This window comes from Halomonas lysinitropha, assembly GCF_902500215.1.
GTDB lineage: Bacteria > Pseudomonadota > Gammaproteobacteria > Pseudomonadales > Halomonadaceae > Halomonas > Halomonas lysinitropha.
This window is the reverse complement of the sequence record NZ_CABVOU010000043.1, coordinates 1-19,081: the sequence shown is the minus strand read 5'-3', so window position 1 is coordinate 19,081 and position 19,081 is coordinate 1. Positions and strand designations below refer to the sequence as shown.

The 19,081-nt window shown below is 63.0% G+C and carries 19 protein-coding genes and 2 tRNA genes; 8 read left to right on the top strand and 13 right to left on the bottom strand.

Features of this window, described 5'->3' with window-relative positions:
* Position 1 precedes the first annotated feature (1 nt).
* From odhB to sdhC, 6 genes are all read right to left on the bottom strand, one after another.
* Positions 2-1,579, bottom strand: a complete 1,578-nt coding sequence (gene odhB, locus HALO32_RS15100; protein WP_151444732.1) for a 2-oxoglutarate dehydrogenase complex dihydrolipoyllysine-residue succinyltransferase — start codon at positions 1,577-1,579, stop codon at positions 2-4.
* Between the two features lie 41 nt (positions 1,580-1,620).
* Entirely contained in the window at positions 1,621-4,449 is a 2,829-nt protein-coding gene (locus HALO32_RS15095; RefSeq protein WP_151444731.1) for a 2-oxoglutarate dehydrogenase E1 component, read from the bottom strand.
* A gap of 217 nt (positions 4,450-4,666) precedes the next feature.
* Positions 4,667-5,377, bottom strand: coding sequence for a succinate dehydrogenase iron-sulfur subunit (locus tag HALO32_RS15090; protein WP_151444730.1), 711 nt, complete (start codon positions 5,375-5,377; stop codon positions 4,667-4,669).
* An 11-nt stretch (positions 5,378-5,388) separates the two neighbouring features.
* A complete protein-coding gene (gene sdhA / locus HALO32_RS15085) occupies positions 5,389-7,161 on the bottom strand; it encodes a succinate dehydrogenase flavoprotein subunit (protein ID WP_151444729.1) in 1,773 nt (590 codons plus the stop codon).
* A 3-nt stretch (positions 7,162-7,164) separates the two neighbouring features.
* Positions 7,165-7,512, bottom strand: coding sequence for a succinate dehydrogenase, hydrophobic membrane anchor protein (sdhD, locus tag HALO32_RS15080; protein ID WP_151444728.1), 348 nt, complete (start codon positions 7,510-7,512; stop codon positions 7,165-7,167).
* A complete protein-coding gene (gene sdhC, locus HALO32_RS15075) occupies positions 7,506-7,883 on the bottom strand; it encodes a succinate dehydrogenase, cytochrome b556 subunit (RefSeq protein WP_225810079.1) in 378 nt (125 codons plus the stop codon). The genes sdhD and sdhC overlap by 7 nt, the downstream gene beginning before the upstream one ends.
* Before the next feature lie 445 nt (positions 7,884-8,328).
* Here sdhC and gltA point away from each other — a divergent pair, with 445 nt between their 5' ends.
* Entirely contained in the window at positions 8,329-9,615 is a 1,287-nt protein-coding gene (gltA, locus tag HALO32_RS15070) for a citrate synthase (RefSeq protein ID WP_151444726.1), read from the top strand.
* Positions 9,616-10,101: 486 nt separating this feature from the next.
* Here gltA and HALO32_RS15065 read toward each other — a convergent pair.
* From HALO32_RS15065 to gltX, 3 genes are all read right to left on the bottom strand, one after another.
* Positions 10,102-10,177 (bottom strand) — tRNA-Glu (locus tag HALO32_RS15065).
* Positions 10,178-10,200: 23 nt separating this feature from the next.
* Positions 10,201-10,276, bottom strand: a tRNA-Ala gene (locus tag HALO32_RS15060).
* 57 nt (positions 10,277-10,333) lie between these two features.
* The gene (gltX, locus tag HALO32_RS15055; protein ID WP_151444725.1) at positions 10,334-11,815 is read right to left on the bottom strand and encodes a glutamate--tRNA ligase; all 1,482 of its coding nucleotides are present in this window, start codon (positions 11,813-11,815) and stop codon (positions 10,334-10,336) included.
* Positions 11,816-11,974: 159 nt separating this feature from the next.
* Here gltX and HALO32_RS15050 point away from each other — a divergent pair, with 159 nt between their 5' ends.
* Both HALO32_RS15050 and HALO32_RS15045 read left to right on the top strand, forming a co-directional pair.
* On the top strand, positions 11,975-12,715 hold the full coding sequence (locus tag HALO32_RS15050; RefSeq protein ID WP_151444724.1) for an SDR family NAD(P)-dependent oxidoreductase: 741 nt from the start codon (positions 11,975-11,977) through the stop codon (positions 12,713-12,715).
* A gap of 121 nt (positions 12,716-12,836) precedes the next feature.
* Positions 12,837-13,424, top strand: coding sequence for a helix-turn-helix domain-containing protein (locus HALO32_RS15045; protein ID WP_151444723.1), 588 nt, complete (start codon positions 12,837-12,839; stop codon positions 13,422-13,424).
* Positions 13,425-13,428: 4 nt separating this feature from the next.
* On the opposite strand, the gene HALO32_RS15040 is transcribed toward HALO32_RS15045, so the two are convergent.
* The 3 genes from HALO32_RS15040 to HALO32_RS15030 all read right to left on the bottom strand — a co-directional run bounded on the left by HALO32_RS15040 (position 13,429) and on the right by HALO32_RS15030 (position 14,836).
* On the bottom strand, positions 13,429-14,025 hold the full coding sequence (locus tag HALO32_RS15040) for a hypothetical protein (RefSeq protein WP_151444722.1): 597 nt from the start codon (positions 14,023-14,025) through the stop codon (positions 13,429-13,431).
* Between the two features lie 64 nt (positions 14,026-14,089).
* Positions 14,090-14,413: a TraR/DksA family transcriptional regulator gene (locus HALO32_RS15035; RefSeq protein WP_151444721.1), complete on the bottom strand. Its 324-nt coding sequence runs from the start codon at positions 14,411-14,413 to the stop codon at positions 14,090-14,092.
* Between the two features lie 183 nt (positions 14,414-14,596).
* Complete coding sequence (locus HALO32_RS15030) at positions 14,597-14,836, bottom strand: hypothetical protein (protein ID WP_151444720.1); 240 nt, start codon at positions 14,834-14,836, stop codon at positions 14,597-14,599.
* A 287-nt stretch (positions 14,837-15,123) separates the two neighbouring features.
* On the opposite strand from HALO32_RS15030, the gene HALO32_RS15025 reads away from it, so the two are divergent.
* From HALO32_RS15025 to dusA, 5 genes are all read left to right on the top strand, one after another.
* Positions 15,124-15,327 carry a cold-shock protein gene (locus HALO32_RS15025; RefSeq protein WP_089714596.1) on the top strand — a complete coding sequence of 68 codons (204 nt, stop codon included), beginning with the start codon at positions 15,124-15,126 and terminating at the stop codon, positions 15,325-15,327.
* A 363-nt stretch (positions 15,328-15,690) separates the two neighbouring features.
* A complete protein-coding gene (locus HALO32_RS15020; protein ID WP_151444719.1) occupies positions 15,691-16,032 on the top strand; it encodes a type II toxin-antitoxin system RelE/ParE family toxin in 342 nt (113 codons plus the stop codon).
* 10 nt (positions 16,033-16,042) lie between these two features.
* The gene (locus tag HALO32_RS15015) at positions 16,043-16,345 is read left to right on the top strand and encodes a helix-turn-helix domain-containing protein (RefSeq protein ID WP_151444718.1); all 303 of its coding nucleotides are present in this window, start codon (positions 16,043-16,045) and stop codon (positions 16,343-16,345) included.
* Positions 16,342-16,698, top strand: coding sequence for a type II toxin-antitoxin system HicB family antitoxin (locus HALO32_RS15010; RefSeq protein ID WP_151444717.1), 357 nt, complete (start codon positions 16,342-16,344; stop codon positions 16,696-16,698). The genes HALO32_RS15015 and HALO32_RS15010 overlap by 4 nt, the downstream gene beginning before the upstream one ends.
* Before the next feature lie 94 nt (positions 16,699-16,792).
* Positions 16,793-17,788, top strand: coding sequence for a tRNA dihydrouridine(20/20a) synthase DusA (gene dusA / locus HALO32_RS15005; RefSeq protein ID WP_151444716.1), 996 nt, complete (start codon positions 16,793-16,795; stop codon positions 17,786-17,788).
* 65 nt (positions 17,789-17,853) lie between these two features.
* Here the strand turns inward: dusA and HALO32_RS15000 are convergent, their stop codons facing one another.
* Positions 17,854-18,885, bottom strand: coding sequence for a succinylglutamate desuccinylase/aspartoacylase family protein (locus tag HALO32_RS15000; RefSeq protein ID WP_151444715.1), 1,032 nt, complete (start codon positions 18,883-18,885; stop codon positions 17,854-17,856).
* Positions 18,886-19,081 lie beyond the last annotated feature (196 nt).

Sequence of the window (19,081 nt, the reverse complement as noted above, 5' to 3'; positions counted from 1 at the left end):
CTCAGATATCCAGCAGCAGGCGCGCCGGATCCTCGAGCAGCTCCTTGATGGTCACCAGGAACTGAACCGCATCCTTGCCATCGATCATGCGGTGATCGTAGGAAACCGCCAGGTACATCATCGGGCGGATCTCGACCTTGCCGTTCACCGCCATGGGGCGCTCCTGGATCTTGTGCATGCCCAGGATCGCCGTCTGCGGCGGGTTGATGATCGGCGTGGACATCAGCGAGCCGAAGATGCCGCCGTTGGTGATGGTGAAAGTACCGCCCTGCATCTCGTCGATGCCAAGCTTGCCGTCACGGGCCCGCTTGCCGAAGTCGACGATGCTCTTCTCGACATCGGCGATCTTCATGCTGTCGGTATCACGCAGCACCGGCACCACCAGGCCGCGGTCGGTGGAGACGGCGACGCCGATGTCCTGGTAACCGTGGTAGACGATGTCGGTGCCGTCGATGGAGGCGTTGACGTCCGGAAAACGCTTCAGGGCCTCGGAGGCCGCCTTGACGAAGAAGCCCATGAAGCCGAGCTTGACGTCGTGGGACTTGAGGAAGGTGTCCTTGTACTGGGTGCGCAGGTCCATCACCGCGCCCATGTCCACCTCATTGTAGGTGGTCAACATGGCGGCGGTCTGCTGAGCCTGGACCAGGCGCTTGGCGATGGTCTGGCGCAGCCGGCTCATCGGCACGCGCTTCTCGGGACGCTCGCCCTCCACGGCCGGAGCGGCGGCTGCGGCAGCCTTAGCGCCGCCGGACGGCTTGGTCGACTTCTTCGCGGAGCCTTCCTTCACGGCGCGCTGCACGTCCTCCTTGAGGATGCGCCCGCCCTTGCCGGTGCCTTCGATCTTGCTGACATCGAGATCGTGCTCGGCGACCAGCTTGCGCGCGGCCGGGGCGAGGATCTTGTCCCCCACCTTTTCATCGCTGCCGCCATCATCAGCAGAAGCCGCGGGCTTGCCCTCGCCGACCGCCGGGGCGGCCTCGCCGCCGGCACCCTCGGTGAAGATCGCCAGCACCTGCTCGGAGGTCACCTGGCTACCTTCCTCGGCCTTGATCTCGGAGAGCGCGCCATCCGCGGGAGCGACGACCTCCAGCACAACCTTGTCGGTCTCGATCTCGGCCAGTACCTCATCACGTTTCACGGCGTCGCCGACCTGCTTGTTCCAGCTGGCCACGGTGCCTTCCTGGATCGACTCGGGGAAGGTCGGGGCCTTGACCTCGTGGCTCTTGCCGCCGGCCGCGGGCTTGGTCTCGGCATCATCTGCCTTCTCGGCCTTGGCGTCGCTCTCCTTCCCGGCCTTGGCGTCAGATTTCTTGGCGTCCTGCTCGCCGGAGCCCTTGGCCTTGCCCTCGCCGATCTTGCCCAGCACCTGCTCGGACTCCACGGTGTCGCCCTCTTCCACCAGCACCTCGCTGAGCGTGCCGGCCTCGGGGGCCACGACCTCGAGCACCACCTTGTCTGTCTCGATCTCGACGATCAGTTCGTCACGCTCGACACTGTCGCCGGGCTTCTTGTGCCAGGCCGCCACGCTGCCCTCGGCGACGGATTCCGGAAAGGTAGGTGCCTTGATATCGGTAGCCATGTCGTTTCCCTTGTCTGTTCTCTCTCGTCCCGGTGGGCGCCTCAAAGATTGAAGGCGTCTTCCACCAGCTGGCGCTGCTGTTCGGTGTGCACGGACATGTAGCCCGCCGCGGGTGCCGCAGATGCCGGACGACCGGCAAACTTGAGCTTGCCGCCCAGGCCATCGCGCAGCATGTCAGCCACGGCGCGCATGTGGTGCTGGCTCGAATACCAGGCCCCCTGGTTGAGCGGCTCCTCCTGGCACCAGACCACCTCGGTGACATTGGTGTAATCCTTGATCGCTTCCAGGAGCTCCTCCTTCGGGAAGGGATAGAGCTGCTCGATGCGCAGGATCGCCGTGTCTTCGCGGGTGTTCTCCTCACGCCAGTTGGCCAGATCATAGTAGACCTTGCCGGCGCAGAGGATGATGCGCTCGACCTTCCCTGCCTCGAGCTTGCCCTGGTCGGGCAGCACCATCTGGAAGCGGCCATTGGCCAGCTCCTCGAGGCTCGAGATCGCCGACTTGTGGCGCAGCAGGCTCTTGGGCGTCATCACCACCAGTGGCTTTCTCAGCGGACGGATCACCTGGCGCCGCAGCAGATGGAAGATCTGCGCCGGAGTGGTCGGCACGCAGACCTGCATGTTGTGCTCGGCACACATCTGCAGGAAACGCTCGAGACGCGCCGAGGAGTGCTCGGGGCCCTGCCCTTCGTAGCCATGGGGCAGCAGCATGGCCAGTCCACACAGGCGCTCCCACTTGGTTTCGCCGGAAGAGATGAACTGGTCGACCACCACCTGTGCGCCGTTGAAGAAGTCGCCGAACTGGGCTTCCCAGACCACCAGGTCATTGGGAGCGGTCGTCGAGTAGCCGTACTCGAAAGCCAGCACCGCCTCTTCCGATAGAAAGGAGTCGTGAATGGTGAAGCGCGGCTGGCCGTCAGCCATGTACTGGAGGGGCACGTAGGCACTGCCGTCCTTCTGGTTGTGCACCACCGCGTGGCGGTGGGAGAAGGTGCCACGACCGACGTCCTGGCCGGTGATGCGTACGGGATGGCCCTCGTCGAGCAGCGTGGCGTAGGCCAGGGTCTCGGCGAAGCCCCAGTTGGCGGCCAGGCCACCGGCCTGCATCTTGCGTCGATCCTCGTAGATCTTGGCCACCTGGCGCTGCACTTCGACCCCATCGGGGACTTCGCACATTTTCCCGGCGAGACGCTGCAGCAGCTTCATGTCGACAGTGGTGTCAGCATGGCCGGTCCACTCATGACCCAGATAGGGGGTCCAATCGACGAACAGCGACTTGTTGGGTTTCTGCACCAGGGCGTTGGCCACGTGATTGCCGGCCATCAGGTCGTCCCGGTACTTCTCCATCATGGCCTTGGCATCGTCATCACCGAGCAGCCCCTCGCCGATCAGCCGCTCGATGTAGCGGGCCCGCGATGATGGATGTTCCCTGATCTTGCTGTACATCATCGGCTGAGTGCCGGAGGGCTCATCGGCCTCGTTATGGCCACGGCGGCGGTAGCAGACCAGATCGATGACCACGTCGTGATGGAACTGCTGACGATAGTCGAGAGCGACCTGAGTGACATGCAGCACGGCATCGGGATCGTCGCCGTTGACGTGGAAGATGGGCGCCTGAACCATCTTGGCGATGTCGGTGCAGTACTCGGTGGAGCGCGAATCCTCGGGATGCGAAGTGGTGAAGCCCACCTGGTTGTTGATGACGATGTGCACCGTGCCACCGGTCTTGTAGGCACGGGTCTGGGACATCTGGAAGGTCTCCATGACCACGCCCTGTCCGGCGAAGGCCGCATCGCCATGGACGTTGATCGGCAGCACCTTGTTGCCGACCGGATCGTTGCGGCGGTCCTGGCGAGCCCGCACCGACCCCTCGACCACCGGGGCGACGATCTCCAGATGGGACGGGTTGAAGGACAGCGCCAGGTGCACCTCGCCGCCCGGCGTCATGACGTTGGAGCTGAAGCCCTGGTGGTACTTGACGTCGCCCGAACCGCGCTCGATGACCTTCTTGCCGTCGAACTCGTCGATCAGGTCAGAGGGGTTCTTGCCGAGGATATTGACCAGCAGGTTGAGGCGACCGCGGTGGGCCATGCCGATGACTACTTCCTTGGTACCGTAGCCGCCGGCGCGCTGGATCAGCTCATCCATCATCGGGATGAAGGCTTCGCCGCCCTCGAGGCCAAAGCGCTTGGTACCGGGATACTTGGAGGCCAGGTAGCTCTCCAGGCCCTCGGCAGCGGTCAGCCGCTCCAGCACGTGCTTGCGCACGTCCGGGCTGAACTCGGGGGCCGAACACACCGATTCGAAACGCTGCTGCAACCAGCGCTTCTCCTCGGTATCGACGATATGCATGATCTCGCAGCCGATGGATCGGCAGTAGGTCTGCTCCAGGGCGTTGACGATTACCTTGAGCGGTGCCTTATCTACCCCCAGGAAGAAGGAGCCGGTCTGGAACTCGGTGTCCAGATCCGCCTTCGAGAGCTGGTGGAAGGAGAGGTCGAGATCGGGGATGGGTTTGGGGTCGCGCAGGCCAAGCGGGTCGATATCGGCCTTCTGGTGGCCGCGGAAGCGATACGCATTGATCAGCTGGAGAACCTTGACCTGCTTCTTGTTCTCGTCACTGGCGGCAGCGGCCTGGGTAGTGCGCCGTTGGCGACCCAACTGATAGAACTGCTCGCGTATCGGTTCAAGCGGAACATCGTGCCTGGCCCCACCCTCGGGCCGAGGCAACTGATCAAAATACTGGCGCCATTCGTCGGGAACGGCGGAGGGGTCATCGAGGTACTGTTCGTAGAGCGCTTCCACATAGTGGGCATTGCCGCCACTCACGTGGGAGGAGCGCCACATCAACTCCATTATGCCTTGTTGCATCTCTTGGTCACCCTGCACTGATGGGGTGGTATCGGCGCCGACACGCCCGCATCGACATCGCTGGTGCCCTGCCGGAGCGAGGACATCATGAATTCCATGGTCAGGAGCCGGTACCCTGGGTACCGGCTCCACTCATCATGCTCCGCACCGGAATCGGCTGCGACGTCTTGCCGCAGCCCAAGAGCAGTGAGCATGATAACAAGCGGCAGGCCACGATTTAAGTGGCATCTGCCAGTAGCATCTCGCGGATCTTGCCGATCGCCCGCGTCGGGTTGAGCCCCTTGGGGCAGACCGCGACGCAGTTCATGATCCCGCGGCAGCGAAATACAGAGAAAGGATCCTCGAGATCTGTCAGGCGTTCACGGGTGGCCGTGTCGCGGGAGTCCGCCAGGAACCGGTAGGACTGCAGCAGGCCGGCCGGACCAACGAACTTTTCCGGGTTCCACCAGAACGATGGGCAGGCAGTGGAGCAGCAGGCACACAGGATGCACTCGTAGAGGCCATCCAGCTTGTCGCGCTCTTCCGGCGACTGCAGGCGCTCGATGGCTGGCGCCGGCTCGTCGTTCTGCAGGTACGGCTGAATGCGCTCGTACTGCTGGTAGAACAGGCCCATGTCGACCACCAGGTCGCGAATGACCGGCAGGCCCGGCAGCGGACGCAATGTCAGCTTGTTGCCCTTCACCACCTCGGAGAGCGGTGTGATGCAGGCCAGACCGTTCTTGCCGTTCATGTTCATCCCGTCGGAACCGCACACGCCCTCGCGGCAGCTGCGGCGAAAGGCCAGGCCATTGTCCTGCTCCTTGGCCAGGTGCAGGACGTCGAGCACCATCAGGTCGCGACCCTGGGTGTCGACTTGGAACTCCTGCATGTAGGGCGCGGAGTCGGTTTCCGGGTTGTAGCGGTACAGGGATACCTGAAGCTTGGACATCGTGACTCCCCTTAGTAGGTGCGGACTTTCGGCTCGAACATGTCGACGGTCTTGGGTGCGAAGTTCACATCTCGCTTGCCCAGTCGCTTCTCGGCCGGGAAGTAGAGTGAGTGCTTCAGCCAGTTGACGTCGTCGCGATCCGGGTAGTCGTAGCGGGAATGGGCGCCACGGCTTTCCTTGCGCTCCAGGGCCGCAATGGCGGTGGCCTCGGCCACTTCCATCAGGTTATCCAGTTCCAGCGCTTCGACGCGCGCGGTGTTGAAGGTATGGGACTTGTCCGGCAGGTAGGCGTTGGCGATCCGCTCGCGCAGCTCCTCGAGGCGCTTGACGCCCTCCTGCATGTTCTTCTCTTCGCGGAACACGCCGAAGGAGGTCTGCATGATGTCCTGCAGGTCGCGCTTGAGCTCGGGGACGGTCTCACCATCCTCGGACTCGTTCCAGCGCGTGATACGCTTCATGGCGGACTGGACATCGGACTCGGAGGCCTCGAGGTACTCGATGCCCTCGTTGAGCGCGCCTTCGATGAACATGCCGGCTGCGCGACCGAACACCACCAGGTCGAGCAGCGAGTTGCCGCCCAGGCGGTTGGCACCGTGGACCGATACGCAGGCTGCCTCGCCGCAGGCGAAGAGCCCCCCCACGATCTGGTCGTTGCCGTCGGCGTCCTGCATGATCGCCTGGCCGTGCACGTTGGTCGGAATCCCGCCCATCATGTAGTGACAGGTCGGGACGACCGGGATCGGCTCCTTGGCCGGGTCCACGTGGGCGAAGGTCTTGGACAGCTCGACGATACCGGGCAGGCGCTTGCCGAGGACGTCCTCCCCCAGGTGATCCAGCTTGAGGAAGACGTGGTCGCCCTTCTCACCGCAACCGCGGCCCTCGAGGATCTCCATGACCATGGAGCGCGCGACCACATCGCGGCCGGCCAGGTCCTTGGCGTTGGGTGCGTAACGCTCCATGAAGCGCTCGCCGTCCTTGTTGACCAGGTAGCCGCCCTCACCGCGGCAGCCCTCGGTCACCAGGGTCCCCGCGCCGTAGATGCCGGTGGGGTGGAACTGCCACATCTCCATGTCCTGCATCGGGAAACCGGCGCGCAGCGCCATGCCGATGCCGTCGCCGGTGTTGATCAGGGCATTGGTGGTGGAGGCGAAGATGCGCCCCGCCCCGCCGGTGGCCATGACGGTGGCCTTGGACTTCACGTGCACCACTTCGCCGGTCTCGATGTCCATGGCGATACAGCCCACCACGTCGCCGTCGGCATTCTTGACCAGGTCGACGGCGTACCATTCGTTGAGGAAGGTGGTGTTATTCTTCAGGTTGTTCTGATAGAGCGTGTGCAGCAGGGCGTGGCCGGTGCGGTCGGCAGCGGCACAGGTCCGTGCCGCCTGGCCGCCCTTACCGAAGTCCTTGGACTGACCACCGAACGGGCGCTGGTAGATACGGCCGTTGTCGAAGCGGGAGAACGGCAGGCCCATGTGCTCGAGCTCGAACACCGCCTTGGGACCCTCGGAACACATATACTCGGAGGCGTCCTGGTCGGCGATGTAGTCGCCGCCCTTGACGGTGTCGTACATGTGCCAACGCCAGTCGTCGTCGGGGTCCGCCGAGGCGATGGCACAGGTGATGCCGCCCTGGGCAGAGACGGTGTGCGAGCGGGTCGGGAAGACCTTGGACAGCACGGCGGTCTTCTTGCCGGACTTGGCCAGCTCGAGGGCGGCCCGCAGGCCGGCACCACCCCCGCCGATGATGATGGCGTCGAAAGACAGGCTACGCATGGTGGACATGAATCAGGCTCCCCACAGAACGGTGATGCCCCAGACCAGGAACACGAAGATGGCCAGGATAATGATGAGCTGGACGGCGAGGCGAACGCCGGTCGACTTGAGGTAGTCGGTGGTCACTGTCCAGAGACCGACCCAGGCATGGGCCGCCAGGGAGATGAAGGCCAGCAGCGAGAAGATGCGCATCCAGGTAGCGGAGAAGAGCCCGCTCCAGGCCGCGTAGTCCAGGCCGGGGCTGAGCAACAGGAAGCCGACGATGAAGAGAGTATAGAGCGCCAGGACGACCGCCGAAACGCGCTGGAGCAACCAGTCGGAGAGACCGCTACGGCCGAGATTCGTGATGTTGGTTACCATACCCAGACTCCAGCCAGAATGATCAGGACCACGCTCACCACCACGGTGATCTGCGCCTTCTTGACACCTCCCTCGAGGGTCACGCCGATATCCATGTCCATCAGCAGATGCTTGACGCCGGCCACGAAGTGGAAGGCCAGGGCGGACAGCAGCCCCCAGGCGATCAGCTTGGCCAGAAGGTTGTGGGCCAGGGCGTCACTCACGGCCGCGAATCCGGCCGGTGAGGAGAGCGACGTATCGAGCGCCCAAAAGGCGAAGATCAGGCCGATGAAGAGGATGACGCCGGAGATGCGATGAGCGATCGACGTCAGGGCGGGAAGAGGGAACTGTATCGTGGACAGATCCAGATTTACGGGTCGTTTGCTATTCACGGCTCTACACACTCTCTTGGCCCGCTGTTGGGTCGTCGGACAAGGCCCGAGCGGGCGGTGGTTTCGGGAAGGGACTCGATTGTGGCCGAGTTGGACACGACCACCGGTTCCTGCCAGTCGCGCGCTAATATTATAGGGACATCCCCCTGCCATGACAAATGGACACAGAGCGTACTCGACCATGGTGGAAGGCCGATTTCTCGGCGCTGATGGGCTTTCACTAGCCATCCCCCGATGTTGCCCCGGCTCTTGCGGCACCGCTATGGTGCAAAGCACCATTTTCTGTACAAGTCTCTTACATTTAACAGACTAAAGTACAACGATAGGCGCACAATGGTGGAATTGACAATCGCTGACACGCTTCTATAGTGGGCAAACCTTTTCGCCGGCACCATCTGCGGACTGACGACGTAAACGTCCCACCATGACTCGAGAGGAGGCCAGTATGGCTGACAGGAAAGCGACATTGACGGTAGACGGTCTGGAGAATCCGATCGACCTGCCGATCTACTCCGGCACCCTGGGCCCCGACGTCATCGACGTACGCGGCCTCGGTGCCGAAGGCCTCTTCACCTACGACCCGGGTTTCATGGCAACCTCCTCCTGCCAATCGGCGATCACCTATATCGACGGCGGCAAGGGGGTGCTGTTGCATCGCGGCTACCCGATCGACCAGCTGGCGAAGGAGTCCGACTTCGTCGAGCTTTGCTACCTGCTGATGTTCGGCGATCTCCCTGATGACTCTCAGTACGAGAACTTCAAGTCGCGCATCACCAACCACACCATGGTCCACGACCAGATCAACAACTTCTTCAAGGGCTTCCGCCGCGACGCTCACCCGATGTCGATCCTGTGTGGCGTAGTCGGCGGCCTGGCCGCTTTCTACCACGACCATCTGAACATCAACGTGCAGGAGGATCGGGAGATCAGCGCCATTCGCCTGATCGCCAAGATGCCGACCATCGCCGCGATGTCCTACAAGTACAACATCGGCCAGCCGTTCAACTATCCGCGCAATGATCTGAGCTATGCTGAGAACTTCCTCTACATGATGTTCAGCAACCCCTGCGAGAAGTACGAGATCAACCCGGTCTATGCCAAGGCCATGGACCGCATCTTCATGTTGCACGCTGACCACGAGCAGAACGCTTCGACCTCGACGGTGCGCCTGGCCGGCTCCACCGGTGCCAATCCCTTTGCCTGCATCAGCGCCGGCATTGCAGCTCTCTGGGGTCCGGCCCACGGCGGCGCCAACGAAGCGGTGCTCAACATGCTCGACGAGATCGGCGACGAATCCGAAGAGAACATCCAGCGCTTCATCGACAAGGCCAAGGACAAGGACGATCCCTTCAAGCTGATGGGCTTCGGACACCGCGTGTACCGGAACTTCGATCCACGCGCCAAGGTAATGAAGGAAACCTGCGACGAGGTGCTGGCCGAACTGGGCCTGGCCGACGACCCGCAGTTGAAGATCGCCAAGCGCCTGGAGCAGATTGCTCTCGAAGATGACTACTTCATCGAGCGCAAGCTCTACCCGAACGTCGACTTCTACTCCGGCATCATTCTCAAGGCCATGGGCATACCGAAGAACATGTTCACGGTGATTTTCGCCGTGTCGCGAACCATCGGCTGGATCTCCCACTGGCACGAGATGATCAGCGAACCCTACAAGATCGGCCGCCCGCGTCAGCTCTATATCGGCCACACTCAGCGCGACTACCCAGCCAGCTGAGCACCGACAGCAGCGCTCACGCCCGTACCGCCAGGAAGGCCGCCCAAGAGGGCGGCCTTTCGTGTTCCTGGGTCTCTAGAGCCTCCACTCCGCAGGGTTGACTTCACGACAGAGAGGCGTGCGCTGCCGGCGCCGGCCGTTTTCCACACATTCTGTGGATAAACCTGTTCAAAACCTCTCGAAAAGGTCGCGGAATCGCCATGAACAGCGGAGCCGACTTAGATTGATCAATTTTTAACCTATTGCAAACCATTGAAATTAAAGGGTTAATTCGGGAAGCCGGTAACCATGCGGGTTAGGGGCGAGACTGTGCACAGGTCGACCCCTAGGGGGCGGGAAAGTGGACAAGTCAAGGGGGTTGTCAAGCCGATATCGAGCAAAATGACAGTGCGGGAGCGTCGGGCTGCCTGGACACGGCAATACGCCGGGCAAGCGATTGAGCCGGCTTATCAGCAAAAACCATGAGAAAGGTAATACAGGGAAGGGTGGCGTCCCATAGGGGGTTCGAACCCCTGTTACCGCCGTGAAAGGGCGGTGTCCTGGACCACTAGACGAATGGGACGCAATATCCTCGATCTGAGATGTTGGTGGAGCCTAGCGGGATCGAACCGCTGACCTCGACACTGCCAGTGTCGCGCTCTCCCAGCTGAGCTAAGGCCCCAATCTCTCGAAGACGGGGCGTAGGTTACTGATAAGCCCCGGCTTCGTCAACAGGAAATCATGCGATTTCGCGATACTCTTTTTCGAAACGCTTGACCTGCTTCTTCGAGATACCACCCAGCACCTCGATGGCATGGCGGAGGCGCGCGCGGGTCATGTCGGAGCCCAGGATCGCCATGGCATCCATCACCGAGGTGCTCGAGCTGGAGCCGGTGATGGCGATGAACACCGGCGCCAGGAAGGCCTTCATCTTCAAGTCGAAATGGCCTGACAGCGTCTTGACCTCCTCCAGTAGCGTCTCCTTGCGCCAGGCCGGGACGCCCTCGAAACGCCATACCAGGAATTGCAGCAGTCTGAGCAGATCCTCGCGGGAGAGCTTGACCTCGTCGAAGCTCTCCTCGTCGATGGCCGGCAGCCCTGAGAAGAAGTGACCGGCCAGGGGCACTACCTGGGAGAGCGTTTCCACCCGAGGGCGCACCTGGGGCAGGATCCGACTGACGTACTCCTCGTTGAAGGCCCACTCCCTCAGCGCCTTGAGGAAGGCCTTGTCGTCGAGATCCTCGCGGATGTAGACGCCGTTGAGCCAGGTCAGCTTCTCCAGGTCGAACACCGGCCCGCCAAGCGACACGCGCTGGACATCGAAGTGGCTCATCATCTCGTCGAGGCTGAACTTCTCGCGCTCATCGGGCATCGACCAGCCCATGCGTCCCAGGTAGTTGATCACCGCCTGGGGCAGATAGCCCATACGCCGGTAGTAGTTGATGGAGGTGGGGTTCTTGCGCTTGGAAAGCTTGGACTTGTCGGGATTGCGCAGCAGCGGCATGTGGCAGAGCTGGGGCATCTCCCAGCCGAGGTACTCATAAAGCAGCTGGTGCTTGGGTGCGGAGTTGATCCACTCTTCGCCGCGCAGCACATGGGTGATGCCCATCAGATGATCATCGACCACGTTGGCCAGGTGATAAGTTGGCATGCCATCGGACTTGAGCAAAATCTGGGCATCCACCTGGGCCCAATCGACCTCGATCGCGCCTCGCAGCATGTCATCGATCACGCAGCGGCCGGTGGCGGGAACCTTCATGCGCACCACATAAGGCCAAGCCTCCTTCTCGCGACGCGTCTGCTCCTCGGCGGACAGGGCGAGGTCGGCAGGCTTGAGGGCCAGGTGCATGCCGGCGGCCTTGCGCGCCTCGCGCAGCTCGTCGAGCTCCTCGCTGGTGCGGAAGCACTTGAAGGCATGGCCGGCCTCGATCAGCTGGCGGGCATATTCCCCGTAGATATCGCCGCGCTCACTCTGGCGGTACGGTCCGTGGGGCCCACCGACGTCGGGGCCCTCGTCCCACTCCAGCCCCAGCCAGCGCATCGAGTCGAGAATCATCTGCTCGGATTCCGGGGTAGAGCGCTCTCTGTCGGTATCCTCGATACGCAGAATGAACTGGCCTCCGTGCTGACGGGCAAAGCAGAGGTTGAACAGGGCGATATAGGCGGTGCCCACGTGCGGGTCGCCGGTGGGTGACGGCGCGATACGAGTACGTACGGTCATGTCGTCCTTGGTCCTGTCGATGGTACGGGGCTAGCCCTAACGGCCGGGCGAATGCCCCGCATTATACGCACCTGGCCAGCGCCAGGCAGCTGTAGCGGGAATCATTCCCCCGCTTCATGGTCCATGCTTGGGCCCGACCCCCCCTGCACGAGGCCTCACATGCTCTCGCAACTACCCGACGACTTCACGGCCCTGGTCACTGCCGCCAATGGCGGCATCGGCGGCGCCGTCATCGATGCTCTGCTGGAAAGCGACCGTCCCGGTCGCGTAATTGGCGTCAGCCGATCGGGCCGCTCTCACTCTGACCCTCGTTTCGAATCTCTCGCCTTAGACGTCACCGAGCCGTATGGCCTCGCGGCCCTGGAAGAAGTACTCGACGCGGCCCCGCTCCACCTGGTCTTCAACGCTATCGGCATGCTGCACGACGAGCGGCTGGGCATCAGCCCGGAGAAGAAGTTCGATGACCTGGACGCCGAGGCCATGAGCCGGCTCTACCATGTCAATGCGATCACGCCGGCACTGCTGCTCAAGGCCCTGCAGTCCAGCCTCAAGGGGCGCCATCCGGCGCTGATAGCGAGCCTCTCGGCACGCGTCGGCTCCATCCGCGACAACCGCCTGGGCGGCTGGTACGCCTACCGGGCCAGCAAGGCCGCCCACAACATGCTGATGAAGACCGCGGCTGTGGAGCTACGCCGCCTCAACCCTCAGGCCAGTATTGCCTGCCTGCACCCCGGCACCACCGATACCGAACTGTCGCGCCCCTTCCAGGCAAGAGTGCCGGCGGAGAAGCTGTTCACCACCGCCTTCGTCGCCGAACAGCTGCTGTCGGTTCTGAACGACTGCGGCCCGGAGCAGAGCGGGATCTTTCTCGACTGGGCCGGGGAATCCGTGGAGTGGTAAGCCTGGTGGTGCGAGCTACTCAGGTCGGGATGACGGCAGAATTACCGTTGACACCGACCCTTGCACCATGAAAATCAATCGCAGATTATCACCCGACTCAACAAACCCACAGGATGCTTAGATGGATACCCTCGGCCCACGAATCAAGGAACTTCGGCTGGAGGCCAAGCTCAACAAAGCGGCCCTGGCACGCAGGGTCGGTGTTTCGGATGTAACCATTTCCTACTGGGAATCCGGTGCCATCAGGCAGATCGGCCACGAAAGGCTGGTGGCCTTGGCTCAGGCCTTGAACTGCCCGCTGTCTCGCCTGCTCGAGGAAACAGGCACTCGGGCCACGCCGCTCTTCCTGCACAGCCACCCGCCGTTGCCCTGGCAGGATGGCAGGCAGAAGGGCATCGACCTGCCGATCGAGCTAGTCCCCGGCCAACGCTGGGACGGCGACTGCCATCTCGTCACTCCCGCGCCGGGGGAGCACTTCGATTTCCTCGCCGAGGGAGACCTGGTCGCCATCGCCCCCAGCGAGATCTTCCGCCAGCCCGGGCTCTACCTGATAGACGACGACGGCACGCTGGCCATTCGCCGGGTCGATCAGAGTCCCAGCGGTGAGCTGGTATTCTATCGCAAGAATAGCGACGAGATCCTGCCCTGGTCTCCGGCTTGCCGTCTGGTCGGCAAGGTAGTGGCGCACTGGCGTCTCCAGTCCCCGTGAAGCGTCACTCCATCTCCAGCACCTCGACATTATCGACGGTTCGGCGCGCATCATCGCCCACCAGGTAGCGCTTGCTATAACGGGCCACCTTTCCCAGGCCGTGACCTGACTGTTCCACCAAGGGCCCGCTGAGGTGCTCGTTCTCCGCCCCCAGGCGCTCACGGACCGATCTCGGTTGCACGCTTCCCTCCTGCACGTCGACCGTGACGCGATAGCCGCCATCCGGTAGCCCGCTGCCGGGTCCGAAGGGGCCGGCCATAAAGCCGCCCTCCTCCACCGAGACGCGTTCGCGCCAGCGCATCCCGCTGAGCTCGCGTTCCACCAGGACCTGCAAGCGAGTCGCTTCGGGCAGATTGGTCTCACCCTTCACGGTCAAACGCCTATCGGTGCCCAGGCTGGACGAGACATCGATCATCAGCGGCTGGTCAAAGGGTGGCACCTGAGGTGCTTCGGGGGACGGCTCCGGCGACGGCTCGCGGGTCTCGGCCGTGGTGGTGGTCGACTCGGCAGGCTCGGACTCCGCCTCCTCATCACTGCCGCCGCAGCCGGACAGCCACACCAGCAGCAGGCCTGCCCCCATTGCTCGATACCACGCCGTCATGCACGCCTCCTGCCCAGTCGATGAGAAGCCAGACTACCATCATTCCCGGCCATGCGACGTCCGCTCAACCTAGCTCGGCACAGTCGCGACAGACCGTGGTATAGGGCACTGCCTTCAGCCGGCGAGTATCAATGGCCTCACCGCACGCTTCGCAGAGATCCCCCTCGTCGTCGTCGATACGCTTGAGCGCATGCATGACCTGACGAAGCTCATCCTCGGCCTCCTGCTGAAGGGCCTCGACCACCTCATCGTTCTGCAGCTCGATGGACTGATCCTCCATATCCTTGTCCAATGGGCCGCCATGCTGCTCCTTGTGCGCCTTGTAGCGCTCGAACCGCTCTATCAGCTCGTCGCGCAATGCTTCCAGCTGCTGCTTCCGTTCCGTCATGACGTCGCCTCCTGTCAAAGTCGTAAATAGCGAGGGAACACTGCCCTCTCCCTCTATATAACCTGTCATGTCGCGCCTTGACCCAGGTTGATGGAGGTCAAGCTGTCTGCCTCTCTTCTTCGGGATAGCCTCAAGGGCACCCGAGAGAGCACCGCCTGCGGGCCAAGCCCCCGAGCCGCATGCTCAAGTGATGTCCAGGGCCTCGTAACCCGCCGGCGTCAGCGTGATGCGCTCCGGCTCGTCGCTACCCCGTGTCCAGTCGACGGTGATCAGTCCCCTGGCTTCGAGCTCGTCAATATCCTCCAATACCTCCTCTAGCAGGCTGTCTTCACCCGGGTGGCCGAAGGGCGAGGCCAGCACCCCGCCATGCTGCATCACGCGGGACAGCAGTTCCATCTGGTGCTCGGTGAGTTCGCCGCTCATTGTCTGCTCCTTTCGAGAGTGGGTGTCCGCCAGTATGGACGAGGGATGCCACATCCCGCGAAGGCCTTCCCCTTCGTCACATCGGGATGGACGAGATGCCAGACAAGGCATTGACGCCCGTCGCAATACGTGGCATTGTATCGCCAGTTGGTAAGCAAGATGCATATTGTCAGTAGTAGTCGAATCCTTTCGGTTGTCTGGTTATATCCCCTTGTTTGACCCACTAGCACTCGGGGCATCACCCGGTAATTCGTAACAAGCGCACACAGCGCGAAAGGAGACAGAATATGTCTACTGGCACAGTCAAGTGGTTCAACGACGCAAAAGGCTTCGGCTTCATCACCCCGACCGACGGTGGCGATGACCTCTTTGCCCACTTCTCCGAAATCAAGGCAGACGGCTTCAAGTCCCTCCAGGACGGCCAGCAGGTCTCCTTCGATGTGGTCCAGGGCAAGAAAGGCCTGCAGGCTTCGAACATCGAAGTCATCTGATCGCCGATCAGACAGACCTATCGCGTCGCTAGACGTCGAGTACCAAGGCCCGCTGATGCGGGCCTTGGTGTTTCTGGGTGTCCGGTTTTCCTGCATCGGTCAAGGACCGCAAGGCTCGCGGGCACATCAGTTCAGCCGAACGCTCCCCCTGGCCCCATGATGGATTGGAAGCCACGCCAGCAGTAATGGGCATCACAGCCTTCCTGTAGCAAATTCGCAGCAACGCGAAGTAGAAAGAGCCCATCTCGGCCTTCGTCAGGCCCCTGCCTCAAGTCTTATTGCAGCCCTCCCGGCGGCGCCTTGTCACCTTGACAATAGGCCGCGTCCTATATAATCTTTGACCTATAGCCGAAGGGTATTCCCATGTGGCAGATAGAGCAGACCAGGACGTTTGAAGGGTGGTACTTCTCGCTGGACGACACCGACAGGGAAAACGTGCTGGCCGCGCTCTTGATGCTGAGGGAGCGAGGGCCGATGCTGCCTCGGCCGCATGCCGACACGTTGAACGGCTCGCAGTATCCCAACATGAAAGAGTTGCGTATCCAGAGCCAAGGCCGGCCGCTACGGGCCTTCTTCGCCTTCGACCCTCAGCGAACCGGCATTGTGCTGTGCGCCGGTGACAAGACCGGCAACAAGCGTTTCTATGATGACTTGATCCCAGTGGCCGACCGGGAATACGCCGCCCACCTGGAATCCCTGAAGTGAGGTGATAGCCATGACCCGTACCCTGGACCAACTGATTGCCAACGAGCGGCCCGAGGTCGTCAGCCGCGCCAAGGAGAAGGCCGACGAGATGCTGCTCGAGCTTCGTCTGTCGGAGGTTCGCCACCTGGTGGAGATGACCCAGTCGGAGATGGCCTCGGCGCTCGGCGTGAAGCAACCGACCATCGCCGGCATGGAGAAAGGCGGCCAGGATCTCCGCCTGAGCTCCCTCAAGCGCTACGTCGAGGCCATCGGCGGCAAGGTCCGCCTGGATATCGAGCTGCCGGACGGCACCCACCACGGGTTCACCGTGTGAGCCACGCGCTCGAGTATCAGAGCTACACCGCCCGTATCGAGTTCGACGCCGAAGACGAGGTGTTCGTCGGCCACGTGCTCGGGATCGCCGGCCGCATCAGCTTCCACGGCGAGAGCGTGGCCGAGCTGACCGACGCCTTCCATGTGGCCGTCGACCACTACCTGGAGGACTGCCGCGCCACCGGCCGCGAGCCGCTGAAGCCAGCGTCCGGCCGTGTACTGCTGCGCATTTCACCTGAAGTTCATGCCGCTGCCAGTATCGCCGCGCAGGCATCCGGCAAGAGCCTGAACCAGTGGGCTGCTGATGCCATCGCCAGTGCCGCCGGCGAAAACGGTTCGCACCCAGGACATTGAGCCCGGGATATCACCATGACCGCCGAGGATGGTCAGAAATGACCCCGTCTTGCTAGAATGCCGATCCTTCCCCGCACATACCCCGTGATATCGAATGCCCCAGCTCGACCGTACCTTTTCCGTGGCACCCATGATGGACTGGACGACCCGCGACTACCGCGCGTTCGCCCGGACCCTGACGCGGCGCGCGCTGCTCTATACCGAGATGGTGACCACCGGCGCCATCCTGTACGGCAGCCCGCGCAGCCGATTCCTCGGCCATGAGGCGGTCGAGCATCCCCTCGCCCTGCAGCTGGGCGGCAGCGACGCCGGCGAACTCGCCGAGTGCGCGGCCATTGCCGAGGCCTGGGGCTACGACGAGGTCAACCTCAACGTCGGCTGCCCCAGCGACCGGGTGCAGAACAACCTGATCGGCGCCTGCCTGATGGGCCATCCGGAAAAGGTGGCGGCGGCAGTGCGCGCCATGCGCGAGGCGGTGTCGATCCCGGTCACGGTCAAGTGCCGGATCGGCATCGACGACCAGGACGAGGATGCCGACCTCGAACGCTTCATCGCCACCGTGGCCGACGCCGGCTGCGACACCTTCATCGTGCATGCCCGCAAGGCGTGGCTCGAGGGGCTCTCCCCCAAGGAGAACCGCGACGTGCCGCCGCTCAACTACCCAAGGGTGCACCGCCTCAAGGCGAGCCATCCCGAGCTGCATATCGGCATCAACGGCGGCCTGAAGACGCTAGACGCCTGCCGGGAACAACTGGACATGGTGGACAGCGTAATGGTAGGCCGCGAGGCCTACCAGAACCCCTGGTTGCTGGCCGGCATCGACGAGGCTTTCTACGGCGTACCCGGCCCGGCACAGAGCCGCCATGCAGCAGCCCGGGCCTTTCGCCCCTACATTGCACGGCGGCTGGAAGAAGGAGCCAAGTTGAACCATATCACTCGCCACCTGCTGGGCCTCTTCCAGGGCCAGCCGGGCGGGCGCCGCTTCCGCCGTCACCTCTCCGAGAACGGTCATCTCGACGGCGCCTGCCTGCGTGTCTTCGACGATGCCCTGAGCCTGGTGCCCGAGCGCGAGACCGCCGCCGTGGCCTGAGGCCGGTGACTCCCGAAATACAGACGGCGCCGAGAGATCGGCGCCGTCTGTATCTGGAACGCGATTCAGTAAAGCGCGTCGGGCGGCGGCTCGAGACTGGAGTGGAAGTCCTCGATGGCGCTCTCCGCTTCCTCGATGGCGTCGAAGCGGGCGATGTGAAACAGTGCCTCGCCCTCGTTGGCCAGCGGCAACCGGCTCATGCCGATCACGATGCCATCGGCCACGGAGCGCACCTCGCCCTCGGCATTGCCGAAGGGATCCGCCACGAGCCCCAGCAGTTCGCCTTCGGCCACCCGGGCCCCGAGACGCACCTGGGGGCGAAGGATGCCGTCGATGGGGGCCCGGGCCCAGCTCGAGCCGTTGGCGACCTCCGCGGCCGGCACCTGTCGACGACGATGCTCGCCGGTCAGCATGCCCAGCCGGCGCATCACGCGCAGCACCCCTCTCACCCCCGGGGTGATCGCCCATTGGTCGAAGCGCAGCGCTTCACCGGCCTCGTAGGTGAGCACCGGTATGCCGCGATTCTGCGCATAGTGGCGCAGGCTGCCCTCGCGCAGTTCGGCGTTCAGAATCACCGGCGCCCCGAAGGCGTTGGCCATACGCTCGGTCTCGCCCCCGGGCGTCAGCTGAGCCCGGATCTGCGGCAGGTTGGTGCGATGGATGGCGCCGGTATGCAGGTCGATGATATGCGTGGCGTGATCGACGATCTGCTCGCGGAACAGCGCCGCCACCCGTCCGCCCAACGAGCCCGATTCGCTACCCGGGAAGCAGCGGTTGAGGTCACGTCGATCCGGCAGGTAGCGGCTGTGCTGCACGAAGCCGAAGACGTTGACGATCGGTGAGGCGATCAGCGTTCCGCGCAGCCCCTGGAGCTGCTTGGAGCGCAGCAACCGGCGCACGATCTCCACGCCGTTGATCTCGTCGCCGTGGATCCCGCCGCAGACCAGCATCACGGGACCCGACTGGCGGCCGTGCACTACCTCGACGGGAATGTAGAGCGGCGCGTGCGTATAGAGGCGCGCCACCGGCACGTCGATCTGGGTCCGCGAGCCTGTCGCCACGCGGGTGCCGGCGAGTTCAAAGGGGGCACGGGCCATGGACTCTCCTTGTGTGACGGAACCGTGTTTTTCGTGGCTTCCTTATACGCCACCGCCGGGCCGAAGACGAGCCCGAGCGATGTATCCGGCACGCCGTTAAGTGACTAGGCAGATATTTTCATGCATAGTGCCGATAGGATTTCAGCTTAGGACGGCAGCATGGCAAGTCGCTTCATCTCTCCCCTGGCAGAGGACG

What these genes read in the sequence shown, in the direction of transcription:
- HALO32_RS15090 (WP_151444730.1), bottom strand. Translation starts at nt 5,377, where the DNA reads ATGTCCAAGCTTCAGGTATCCCTGTACCGCTACAACCCGGAAACCGAC.
- HALO32_RS15030 (WP_151444720.1), bottom strand. Translation starts at nt 14,836, where the DNA reads ATGAGCGGCGAACTCACCGAGCACCAGATGGAACTGCTGTCCCGCGTG.
- dusA (WP_151444716.1), top strand. Translation starts at nt 16,793, where the DNA reads ATGCCCCAGCTCGACCGTACCTTTTCCGTGGCACCCATGATGGACTGG.
- HALO32_RS15020 (WP_151444719.1), top strand. Translation starts at nt 15,691, where the DNA reads ATGTGGCAGATAGAGCAGACCAGGACGTTTGAAGGGTGGTACTTCTCG.
- HALO32_RS15040 (WP_151444722.1), bottom strand. Translation starts at nt 14,025, where the DNA reads ATGACGGCGTGGTATCGAGCAATGGGGGCAGGCCTGCTGCTGGTGTGG.
- gltA (WP_151444726.1), top strand. Translation starts at nt 8,329, where the DNA reads ATGGCTGACAGGAAAGCGACATTGACGGTAGACGGTCTGGAGAATCCG.
- HALO32_RS15000 (WP_151444715.1), bottom strand. Translation starts at nt 18,885, where the DNA reads ATGGCCCGTGCCCCCTTTGAACTCGCCGGCACCCGCGTGGCGACAGGC.
- HALO32_RS15045 (WP_151444723.1), top strand. Translation starts at nt 12,837, where the DNA reads ATGGATACCCTCGGCCCACGAATCAAGGAACTTCGGCTGGAGGCCAAG.
- HALO32_RS15015 (WP_151444718.1), top strand. Translation starts at nt 16,043, where the DNA reads ATGACCCGTACCCTGGACCAACTGATTGCCAACGAGCGGCCCGAGGTC.
- sdhD (WP_151444728.1), bottom strand. Translation starts at nt 7,512, where the DNA reads ATGGTAACCAACATCACGAATCTCGGCCGTAGCGGTCTCTCCGACTGG.
- HALO32_RS15050 (WP_151444724.1), top strand. Translation starts at nt 11,975, where the DNA reads ATGCTCTCGCAACTACCCGACGACTTCACGGCCCTGGTCACTGCCGCC.
- HALO32_RS15035 (WP_151444721.1), bottom strand. Translation starts at nt 14,413, where the DNA reads ATGACGGAACGGAAGCAGCAGCTGGAAGCATTGCGCGACGAGCTGATA.
- odhB (WP_151444732.1), bottom strand. Translation starts at nt 1,579, where the DNA reads ATGGCTACCGATATCAAGGCACCTACCTTTCCGGAATCCGTCGCCGAG.
- gltX (WP_151444725.1), bottom strand. Translation starts at nt 11,815, where the DNA reads ATGACCGTACGTACTCGTATCGCGCCGTCACCCACCGGCGACCCGCAC.
- HALO32_RS15095 (WP_151444731.1), bottom strand. Translation starts at nt 4,449, where the DNA reads ATGCAACAAGGCATAATGGAGTTGATGTGGCGCTCCTCCCACGTGAGT.
- sdhA (WP_151444729.1), bottom strand. Translation starts at nt 7,161, where the DNA reads ATGTCCACCATGCGTAGCCTGTCTTTCGACGCCATCATCATCGGCGGG.
- HALO32_RS15025 (WP_089714596.1), top strand. Translation starts at nt 15,124, where the DNA reads ATGTCTACTGGCACAGTCAAGTGGTTCAACGACGCAAAAGGCTTCGGC.